The following is an 11,005-nucleotide window of genomic DNA, read 5'->3' as shown; positions in this document are numbered from 1 at the left end:
CACTTCATGTGACTTTATGAATCGACTGGTTTAATGGTTACTATTTTATTTTCAATGTTCAATCTGTTTGTGTTTGTTTCTTAAGCACAAGAGATATTCTATCATATCGCTTTACTTATGTCAATAACTTTTTTCATTTTTTAGCTTGTCCATTTTAAAGATTTAAAATGGCGGAGAAGGAGGGATTCGAACCCTCGCGCCGGTTAACCCGACCTATACCCTTAGCAGGGGCACCTCTTCGGCCAACTTGAGTACTTCTCCGAATTATAAAAAAGTTATTTGTTTACCGTTTTTCGCTTGCGTTCCCTAACGGCAAGATTTATATTATCAATAAATGTGCTATATGTCAACCCTTTTATTTATATTTCTTTGTTATTATCTTTTCTTTTTATGCTAATCCCTTATAAATACTAGGTTTTATCTCATTTTTATCTATCAAGAAATTATGTCTTTTAGCTTTCTATCCCTAGCTCATAGCTGAGTTTTATCTTTTTTATCTTACCTATATACTCCTCATTATATACGCCATATCCTATTTTCTTCTTAATTAAAGATAAAAAAGAGGTAGTACCTGGAAGATAGGTACTACCCCTTTTGTAGTTGAAATATTAGTTCATAGATAAAAGCTTGAAAATATCTACCCGTATTTACCCCCATAAGATGTTGTTATTTGCACTTATTTATATAGATTTAAAATTCTACATGGGTTAATAGAGTATTTCTACTGAGAAAATGTAATATTTTCTATATCATCATATCATCTATTCCTTGTATTTACAATATATTAAATACTTATTCTTCTATTTGTACTGCTACTTCTTCAGTATCTTCTTCAACTGCTCCATCTTTAACTTTTGCAAGACATACAACTTGTACACCTTCATCTAAGTTAATAAGTTTAACCCCTTGTGTATTTCTTCCTACAGAAGAAATTTGAGCAACATTAATACGGATAATAACCCCCTGTGAGTTAATGAGTAATAATTCCTCATCTTCATGCACTGAGGTAATCCCTACAACATTTCCTGTTTTTTCAGTAATCTTATAGACTTTTATACCTTTACCACCACGTTTTTGAGCTCTAAACTCTTCAACAGGCGTACGTTTACCAAGTCCATTTTCAGATGCTACTAAAATTTGTTCACCTTCTTTTGGTACAGTTGCACCAATAACAACATCACCCTCAGATAAGTTAATGGCTCTAACACCACGTGCAGTTCTACCCATAGGTCTTACATCTGTACCATCAAACATAATACCTTTACCAAATTTAGTACATACTAAAATTGAGTCCTCTGGAGTTGTTTCATATACGCCTATTAATTCATCATCTTCTGCTAATGTAAGCGCAATGATACCACCTTTTCTAATGTTCTTGAAGGCTTCTAAATCTGTTTTCTTAATCTGACCATTTTTAGTTACCATGGTTAAGAAGACATTCTCTGTTTGATCTTGTACTGGGAATACAGCACTAATTTTCTCATCTTTATCAAGTTGAAGAAGGTTGATAATTGCCATACCTCTTGCAGTACGTCCTGCTTCTGGTATTCTATAAGCTTTGATTTTATAAGCTTTACCTTTATTAGTAAAGAACATAATTTCACTTAAGTTACTTGTTACAAAGAGTTGGTCAATAAAGTCTGCATCAATTGTATTAACACCTACAATACCTCTACCACCTCTATTTTGCTGTTTGTAAGTATCTAATGGAATACGTTTGATATATCCTAAATGAGTCATAGTTACAATAACCTGTTCTTCATCAATGAGGTCCTCAATATCAAAGTCATCATCTGCACTTACTATTTCTGTTCTTCTAGCATCCGCATATTTATCACGAATTTCAATGATTTCTGCTCGGATTACTTCATATAATTTATATTCATTCTCAAGAATACCTCTAAAGTATGCAATCTTCTCTAAAAGCTCTGCATATTCTTGCTCAAGTTTTTCTCTTTCAAGCCCTGTTAAAGCACGAAGACGCATATCCACGATAGCTTGAGCCTGAATTTCTGTAAGGTCAATTGCCTCCATTAAACGCTCTTTAGCTTCTTGGACAGTTTTAGACTCCCTAATTAAACGTGTGATAAGATCAATCTTATCTAACGCTTTTCTAAGTCCTTCTACAATATGCGCTCTTGCTTCTGCTTTATTTAAGTCATACTGAGTACGTCTAGTTACAACATCTTTTTGATGCTTTAAGTACTCTTCTAACATCTCTTTTAAGTTAAGTACTTTTGGCTTGTCATTTACAAGCGCAAGCATATTCATGCTGAATGTATCTTGTAATTGAGTATATTTATACAGCTGATTTAAGATAACGTTTGGATTAACATCTCTTCTAAGCTCAATAACAATACTCATACCATCTCTATCTGATTCATCACGTAAGTCTGTAATCCCATCAACTTTTTTGATTTTTACAAGCTCTGCAATTTTCTCAATAAGCTTAGACTTATTAACCATATATGGAATCTCTGTAACTACAATACGAGATTTTCCACCTTGCATCTCTTCAATCTCCGCAGTTGCTTTAACTTTAACCTTACCTTTACCTGTACGGTAAGCTTGATCAATACCATAACGTCCTTGAATTGTAGCACCTGTTGGGAAGTCTGGTCCTTTAATGATTTCCATTAACTCGTCAAGCTCTGTCTCACGTAATTCTTGCTCTTCATTATGACCCATGTAGTTATCAATCATCTTAATAACGCCATCAACAACTTCACCTAAGTTATGAGGTGGGATGTTTGTTGCCATACCTACAGCAATACCTGATGATCCATTTACAAGTAAGTTAGGAAAACGTGCAGGAAGTACAACTGGCTCTTTTAAGGACTCATCAAAGTTAGGTCTGAAATCAACCGTTTCCTTCTCGATATCTGCAAGCATAGACATCGAAATCTTGCTCATTCTGGCTTCCGTGTAACGCATGGCCGCAGCACTGTCACCATCAATGTTACCAAAATTACCATGTCCATCTACAAGTGGGTAGCGAATTGAGAAGTCTTGTGCCATTCTAACCATGGCATCATAAATTGAGGAGTCACCATGAGGGTGATATTTACCCATGGTATCCCCAACGATACGTGCTGACTTTCTGTATTGTTTATCTGGTCCTAAATTCAGTTCATCCATCGCATAAAGAATTCTTCTGTGAACTGGTTTTAATCCATCTCTAACATCTGGTAGGGCACGAGATACAATAACGCTCATGGCGTAATCAATATAGCACTTTTTCATCTCGTCCTGAATATCAACAGAGATGATTTTATCAAAATTGTTATCTAAGTTATCCATCTTTCTCCTCCTCTACCCTTTTCTATATATCTAAATTAGTAACTTTAGTTGCATACTCATGAATGAATTCACGTCTTGGTTCAACTTTATCACCCATTAATGCTGTAAAGATTTGATCGGCTGCTGCTGCATCTTCAATATCTACACGTACTAAAGTTCTAGTCTCTGGGTCCATTGTTGTTTCCCATAACTGATCAGGATTCATTTCCCCAAGACCTTTATAACGTTGCATTCTTGAAATACCTGTTCTACCTATTTCTTCTAAAATTTTCTCTAACTCTCTATCATCGTAGGCATAATGTTTCTTTTTATTTTTCTCTACTAAATAGAGTGGTGGTTGCGCAATATATACAAAGCCATTTTCAATAAGCGGTCTATAATATCTATAGAAGAATGTTAGAAGTAGCGTACGAATATGAGCCCCATCAACATCGGCATCAGTCATAATAATGATTTTATGATAACGTAACTTGTTAACATCAAAGTCTTCACTAATACCTGCACCAAATGCAGTAATCATATTACGAATTTCATCACTTTCAAGCATTCTATCAATTCTAGCTTTTTCTACATTAAGAATTTTACCTCTAAGTGGAAGGATAGCCTGTGTCTGGCGTGATCTTGCACTCTTAGCAGAACCCCCCGCAGAATCCCCTTCGACTAAGTAGATTTCACATCTACTTGCATCTTTTTCAGAGCAGTCTGCTAGTTTACCTGGAAGTGCTGTACTTTCAAGTACACTCTTTCTTCGTGTAAGTTCTCTAGCTTTTCTAGCTGCATCACGTGCTCTAGCAGCCATAGTTGCTTTTTGAATAATCATTTTAGCTACATTTGGATTTTGCTCTAAGAAGTAAGTCAGTTGTTCACCAAATATGCTTTCTACAGCTCCACGTGCTTCACTATTTCCAAGTTTCGTTTTAGTCTGGCCTTCGAATTGTGGCTCTCCAATTTTAACACTAATAATAGCAGTAAGACCTTCTCTTATATCTTCACCACTTAAATTATTATCTGCCTGTTTAAGAAGCCCCATTTTTCTACCATAGTCATTTAAAGTCTTGGTAATAGCTGCTCTAAATCCTGATAAATGTGTACCACCTTCAGTTGTATTAATGTTATTTACAAAGCTAAATACATTCTCTACATAACTATCATTATGCTGGAATGACACTTCTACATTAATACCATCTTTCTCACCTTCCCCATAGAAGACTTCTTCATAGATAGGTGTTTTATGTTTATTCAGATGACTAACAAACTCTTTAATACCACCTTCGTAGTGGAATACCTTATGATGTTTTTCATCTTCTCTTAAATCTATTAATTCAATACGTAATCCTTTTGTTAAAAAGGCTGTTTCCTGTAATCTTTGTTTGAGTATATTAAAGTCATATACAGTTGTCTCAAAAATTTCTGCATCAGGCTTAAAGTGTACAAATGTACCTGTCTTGTCTGTATCTCCAACTATAGTTAAAGGACTTACGACATGTCCACGTTCAAATTTTTCTTCATGAATTTTGCCTTCTGTGTGTACTTTTACTACAAGCCATTCAGATAATGCATTAACTACTGAAGCACCTACGCCATGTAAACCTCCGGAAACTTTATAGCCTCCTCCACCAAACTTTCCTCCTGCATGAAGTATAGTAAATACAACCTCAACTGCTGGAATTCCTTTTTGAGCATGTATGCCGACAGGAATACCACGTCCATTATCTAGAACAGAAATTGAGTTATCTGGATGAATAGAAACGACAATCGTATCACATGCACCAGCTAATGCTTCGTCAACGGCATTATCTACTATTTCATAAACTAGGTGGTGAAGACCTTTTGAGGAAGTACTACCAATATACATACCTGGTCTTTTTCGTACTGCCTGCAGCCCCTCTAATATTTGTATTTGATTTTCATTATACGTTGCTGCCATAATAAGATCTCACTCCTTTAAATTTTCGAATATGCATAATAAACCAACTTTCATTATACCTCAAACAGTTGTCAAAGGCAAACCTTGTCAATATATGTTACCTTTTACCACATTATATAGTTTACCAACTTTTTGACTATTCCATACACTTTGTTCTACTCCTGTACAGGTAATTAAGGTCTGAATATTTTCTGTATAAGAAAATAGATATTTTTGTCTGCTATCATCTAGCTCAGAAAGAACATCATCAAGTAACAATATAGGCGCTTCCCCTAAATTTTCCTGCATAAGACGAAGCTCGGCAAGCTTCATAGAAAGTACAACTGTACGTTGTTGTCCTTGAGATCCATATACTTTAACATCCATACCATTAATCAAAAACTTTAAGTCATCTCTATGTGGTCCAACTGAACTACTTTGAGTCATAATATCCTTTTGTCTATATCTTGCTACTTTTTCTTCTATATTTGTTTCAAGCACATTAGGTTCATAAACAACTTCAAGGTCCTCTTTACCACCTGATATATTTGCATGTATCTTTTTTGCTACTTCATTAATTTCTTGAATGAACTCACTTCTTCTTTGAATAACTTCTTTTGCGTATTCTACATATTGCATATCCCAAATATCTAGCATATCTGGATTAGGATTTTGCTGATACTGCTTCAAGGCGTTGTTTCTTTGCTTTAAGACTTTATAATATTGCTTTAAAGCATAGTAATAAAGCTTATTAAATTGACATAATTCAATGTCAATAAATCTTCTACGTTCTTTAGGGCTCTTTTTTATAAGTTGGAGGTCTTCAGGAGAAAACATAACTACCGTCAAGGTCCCAAAAAGCTCACCTAGCTTGGCTACTGGTAATTTATTAATAGCTACAGCCTTACCTTTTTGAGTAATATGAAAGTCAATCTTATCGTTAAACGTACGTTTTTGTACATCAAGTGTAATATGAGCTGCCTCTTCATTCCATTTAATTACTTCTTTTTCTTGAGAAGTACGATGTGACCTTGCTGTTGCACATAAGTAGATTGCTTCTAGTACATTAGTTTTTCCTTGTGCATTATCCCCTTTAAAAATATTAATCCCTTTATCAAGTTGAATATTAACTTCACCATAATTCCTAAAATTGTTTAAAGCGAGTTCCTGAATATACATGAGGTTCTCCTTTATAAAAAAATCTATCTCTAAATGATTTGATAATTTTGTCCATCGAATTCTACTTCATCACCAGGACGTATTTTTTTACCTCTTTGTGTGCAGATTTCGCCATTTACAAGTACAAGTCCTTGTGCAATAAGCATTTTTGCCTCGCCACCGCTGTCTACCATATCTGCAAACTTCATAAGTTGATCTAGTTTAATAAATTCTGTTGTAATTTTAATTTGTTTCACGAGTACTTCTCCTTTTATTTTAAAAATAATTTTATTATAGCAATAAATCGCTCTTGCTTCTACTTGAAACAAAGAGCGATATTTTCTATGTCTTATCTACGCATTTAACCTAATTGGTAAAATAAGATATTTATAATGATCACCCTCTATTGGATGAATAATACAAGGTGTAAGTGAAGAAATAAAAGTAATACTTACTTCATCATCATCGATAGATTTTAATGCTTCAATGAGATATTTTGGATTAAATGCAATACTTAAATTATTTCCTTCAAGTTCGATTGCAACTTCTTCAAGCGCAGTACCAAGCTCTGCTCTTGATGTAATGATCATATTATCTCCGTCTATTTCAATTTTTATTGGATTTTTCTTCCCTTCACGAGAAATTAAAGCAGCACGTTCGATACTCATAAGGAATTCTTTGCGATCTACTTTAATCTTTGTTTCATAGTCTGATGAAAATACTTGTTCATATTTTAAGAATTCACCTTCAAGTAGATTAGAAACAACTTTACTTTCACCTAAATCAAATAAAATGTGTTTATCTTCAAAATAAATACTCATTTCATCTGCTTCATCAGTAGAAAGAATCTTGCTAATTTCATTGAGTGTGCGCCCAGGAACGACAACTTCTCTTTCTCCATTCTCATTTGAGAGGGTAGTTTTTCTATATGAAATACGGTATCCATCTACAGTAACCATGTTAAAACTGCCATCTTTAATTTGAAGCATTTCACCAGTAAGGATAGGCCTGGATTCTTCTTGAGCAACAGAGAAGATTGTTTGTCTAATCATATCTTTAAAAGCTACTTGAGAAATTGTATATTTATTCATTAACTCAACTTGAGGAAGATCTGGGAATTGATCTCCTAGTTGACCTGCAATTGAAAACTTAGATTTTTCACAAGTGATATTAGTCATATGATTAGCACCAGTTGAAATTTCAACAGTTTCATTAGGCATTTTTCTGATAATTTCAGAGAAGATTTTTGCTTCAAGAGCAATAGCTCCTTCTTCTAAAACTTCTGCTTCAATTGTACTTTCAATACCAAGTTCTAAGTTATACCCAACTAAAGTAACTTCTCCATTATAAGCTTTTAATAAGATACATTCGAGAATTGGCATTGTTGTTTTAGTTGAACATGCTTTAAGTACAGTGTTAATGCTGTTTAAGAGTACGTCTTGCTTACAGCGAATATTCATTGTGGATAATCTCCCTTCGAAAATCTTTTATAATAATTAAAGTAATTTAGCAATGATAGTAATAGGACCTGTGGATAATGTGTATAACTGCCAAAAACCTATATATTGTTGATAAAATCCCTTGTATATAGGCCTGTGGATTAGTATAGTGGATTAAAGTAAGTTATCAACAGTATCAACACTCAAAAAAAAATAAAAGAACTATCCACAAACTATCCATATGGTAGTCACATGGAGATGTGAATAATTATTTCCCTGTAATCTTGTTCTCGAGCTCCGTAATAATCTGTGAGAGCTCCATATCTTTAGTAAGGTCTTTAGAAATCTTCTCAAAGCCATGAATAATCGTGGTATGATCACGTCCACCAAACTTCTCACCAATCTTTGGTAGAGAAAGATCTGTTAGTTTACGGCATAAATACATGGCAATTTGTCTTGGATAGGCAATGTTACGTGTACGCTTAGCTGATTTAAGCTCATCTACCTTGAGGTGGAAGTAATCTGCCACAATTTCCTGTATATAGTCAGCTGTAATAACCTTAGGCTTGTCCTTAGAAATCAGGTCTTTAAGTGCTTCATTTGCAAGCTCTACTGTAATAGGCCTATTGGCTAAGGAAGAAAAGGCTAATATACGGTTAAGGGCCCCCTCCAGCTCACGGATATTGGATACAACTGTCTTAGCTATAAATAGAAGAACATCTTCTGGGACAGATAAGCTTTCAAGTTCAGCTTTCTTCCTTAAGATAGCAATACGTGTTTCAAGATCTGGACTCTGAATATCTGCAATAAGCCCCCATTCAAAACGTGAACGTAGTCTGTCTTCTAATGTTTCTATCTCTTTAGGTGGACGATCGCTAGAGATAATAATTTGCTTATTAGCTTCGTGAAGTGTGTTGAAAGTATGGAAGAACTCCTCTTGAGTACGTTCCTTGCCTGCAATAAATTGGATATCATCTATAAGTAAAACATCTATATTTCTATATTTATTTCTAAAAGCTTCGTTTTTATCATCACGAATTGAGTTAATGAGCTCATTCGTAAACTTCTCTGAAGAAGCATAAAGTACCTTAGCACTTGGGTTTTGCTCTAAAATGTAATGAGCAATAGAATGCATAAGGTGAGTTTTTCCAAGGCCTACGCCTCCATATAAAAATAGGGGATTGTATGCTCTAGCAGGGGCTTCCGCAACAGCAAGTGCAGCAGCATGTGCCATACGGTTGCTATTACCTACGACGAAAGAATTAAATACATATCTAGGGTTAAGATTGCTTCTTATATTTAAAGGATCTTCGATAGCAGCTTCTTTCTTTGCAGAAGGTTGTTTAGGGGCATATTTTCCGTCTTCAGACACGACAACAAAGTCAAGGATATACTCCTTATTAAGAACCTGAAGGACACTATTCTTAATAAGTTCAAGATACCTAGTGCTGAGAATTTCTTTATTAAAGTCATTTTTTACGCCAATCACCATGGTATTATCAAAGATATCTATAAGCTTGGTCTCCTTAAACCATGTGTTAAAGCTGACAGATGAAGTTTCAGGTTCGATAATACTTAGGATGGCGTTCCATTGGGCATCATAATGGTGCGTCATTTAAAACTCCTCCTACAAATACACAATTTATACACAAGTTATTTTAGTATTGTCAACATGTGAGTAATCTAATCAATTCTTATAAACAATATGGGATTAATTTAAGTAACTCTAGAAATAAAATGATAGAAACATAGTCATCTAAAGATGTTATCCACATAAAAATAAGTATAAATTTGTTAAAAAACAAAGAAAAAATAAGAAAAATATGAGTTATACACAGAATTATCAACAGAATGTGTATAACTTTAATCTTTCAACAACTTATACACAACTAAAATAATAATATCAAAATAGCTGTTGAAAAGCAACAGATTTAAAAAAATATCCACAGGCCAGTGTATAAAATTTCGGTGGATATTTTGGTGAAGAAGTGACAAAAAAGTACAAAACATGACTTAAAAATTACCATTAATAGAGGGTTGACGAGATTTTATAAATCTTCTATACTATGAATAGTGCTTATTTGTTTATTTAACTCTATATAGAGTTGTGTGTGCGAATTTTTATTTTATATTTATATTTTTAGTGCTTAAAAAAATTGTGCATATTATGTGGCTACTTTATTAATATAAGGAGGTGCGACATAATGAAAATGACATACCAACCAAAAAAACGTCAAAGAAGTAAAGAACACGGTTTCCGTAAAAGAATGAGAACTAAAAACGGTAGAGCGGTAATTGCTAGAAGAAGAGCAAAAGGTAGAAAAAAATTAACAGCATAAAACAAGGCCGCCTCGGTGGCCTTGTTTTGCCTTATAAGGAAATTAGGAGTATCGCGGATGAAATATACAGTATCTCTTAAGAAAACACCTGAGTTTAGAAATGTTTATAGAAGAGGAAAGTCTGTTGCTAATAGATTTCTTGTTCTATATAAATATAAGAATGGTAAAGATATTAATAGGTTAGGTATATCAGTAAGTAAAAAAGTAGGAAATAGCGTAGTAAGAAGTAGAGTTACAAGACTCATTCGTGAGAGCTACAGATTAAAAGAAGAATTCATTGATCAGCCAGGCTGGGATTTCGTTATTATTGCGAGAAGCAATGCAAATAACGCTACTTATAATGATATTACTGATTCACTAGAACAATTACTCAAACAACAAAAAATTTTTAACAAAAATTCATAAATGTCCTATCTTAATATGTTAATATACTATTGAGTTATATGACATAGATGAGTGAAGTATAGAAATACATGTTTGATACTTTCCTATTAGAATAACTACCAGCTAAATATACATTTCTATGGCTGAGGTGTATATTTTTATATAAAAAACTAAGGGTATAAGGGTAGTTGAGGAGTTTTTAGAGGTATGAAAATGAAAAACATATTAAGAGATAGTGCACTAGGTACTATTAGGGTTTATCAGAAGTATATTTCACCATTATTCGGGGCTAAGTGTAGGTTCATACCAACTTGTTCAGCTTATACTTATGAGGCAATAAGTGTACACGGGTTTTTTAAGGGTACATTTCTTGGTATAAAAAGGATATTAAAGTGTAATCCTTTTCATAAACCGATGTATGACCCTGTACCACCTAAACGAAAGAAATGTCAATAAGTCAATAAAATACTTAGGAGGAA

Annotated in this window: 9 protein-coding genes and 1 tRNA gene; 3 read left to right on the top strand and 7 right to left on the bottom strand. The window is 33.8% G+C overall.

The window, feature by feature from the left end:
• Nucleotides 1-168 precede the first annotated feature (168 nt).
• The 7 genes from ACLTBU_RS15870 to dnaA all read right to left on the bottom strand — a co-directional run bounded on the left by ACLTBU_RS15870 (nt 169) and on the right by dnaA (nt 9,418).
• Nucleotides 169-261: transfer RNA gene (locus tag ACLTBU_RS15870), tRNA-Ser, on the bottom strand.
• A gap of 531 nt (nt 262-792) precedes the next feature.
• On the bottom strand, nt 793-3,300 hold the full coding sequence (gyrA, locus tag ACLTBU_RS15865) for a DNA gyrase subunit A (RefSeq protein ID WP_412219891.1): 2,508 nt from the start codon (nt 3,298-3,300) through the stop codon (nt 793-795).
• Between the two features lie 22 nt (nt 3,301-3,322).
• Nucleotides 3,323-5,227, bottom strand: coding sequence for a DNA topoisomerase (ATP-hydrolyzing) subunit B (gene gyrB / locus ACLTBU_RS15860; protein WP_412219889.1), 1,905 nt, complete (start codon nt 5,225-5,227; stop codon nt 3,323-3,325).
• Between the two features lie 87 nt (nt 5,228-5,314).
• Nucleotides 5,315-6,385 (bottom strand): DNA replication/repair protein RecF, encoded by a 1,071-nt coding sequence (gene recF / locus ACLTBU_RS15855; RefSeq protein ID WP_412183403.1) that lies wholly within the window; start codon nt 6,383-6,385, stop codon nt 5,315-5,317.
• Nucleotides 6,386-6,414: 29 nt separating this feature from the next.
• Entirely contained in the window at nt 6,415-6,621 is a 207-nt protein-coding gene (yaaA, locus tag ACLTBU_RS15850; RefSeq protein ID WP_249333376.1) for a S4 domain-containing protein YaaA, read from the bottom strand.
• Between the two features lie 96 nt (nt 6,622-6,717).
• Nucleotides 6,718-7,824: a DNA polymerase III subunit beta gene (gene dnaN, locus ACLTBU_RS15845; RefSeq protein ID WP_412219888.1), complete on the bottom strand. Its 1,107-nt coding sequence runs from the start codon at nt 7,822-7,824 to the stop codon at nt 6,718-6,720.
• A gap of 247 nt (nt 7,825-8,071) precedes the next feature.
• Nucleotides 8,072-9,418, bottom strand: a complete 1,347-nt coding sequence (dnaA, locus tag ACLTBU_RS15840; protein ID WP_412219886.1) for a chromosomal replication initiator protein DnaA — start codon at nt 9,416-9,418, stop codon at nt 8,072-8,074.
• A 589-nt stretch (nt 9,419-10,007) separates the two neighbouring features.
• Here dnaA and rpmH point away from each other — a divergent pair.
• The 3 genes from rpmH (at nt 10,008) to yidD (ending at nt 10,982) form a co-directional block, all read left to right on the top strand.
• Nucleotides 10,008-10,142: a 50S ribosomal protein L34 gene (gene rpmH / locus ACLTBU_RS15835; RefSeq protein ID WP_053982802.1), complete on the top strand. Its 135-nt coding sequence runs from the start codon at nt 10,008-10,010 to the stop codon at nt 10,140-10,142.
• A 57-nt stretch (nt 10,143-10,199) separates the two neighbouring features.
• Nucleotides 10,200-10,547 (top strand): ribonuclease P protein component, encoded by a 348-nt coding sequence (rnpA, locus tag ACLTBU_RS15830; RefSeq protein ID WP_249333379.1) that lies wholly within the window; start codon nt 10,200-10,202, stop codon nt 10,545-10,547.
• A 186-nt stretch (nt 10,548-10,733) separates the two neighbouring features.
• Nucleotides 10,734-10,982, top strand: a complete 249-nt coding sequence (gene yidD, locus ACLTBU_RS15825) for a membrane protein insertion efficiency factor YidD (RefSeq protein ID WP_334299088.1) — start codon at nt 10,734-10,736, stop codon at nt 10,980-10,982.
• The last annotated feature ends 23 nt before the right edge of the window (nt 10,983-11,005 follow it).

It is taken from the genome of Zhenhengia sp. (assembly GCF_046966505.1).
Classification (GTDB): Bacteria; Bacillota; Clostridia; order Lachnospirales; family Cellulosilyticaceae; genus Zhenhengia; species Zhenhengia yiwuensis.
The sequence above is the reverse complement of the archived record's forward strand: the minus strand, read 5'-3'. Positions and strand labels throughout refer to the sequence as shown.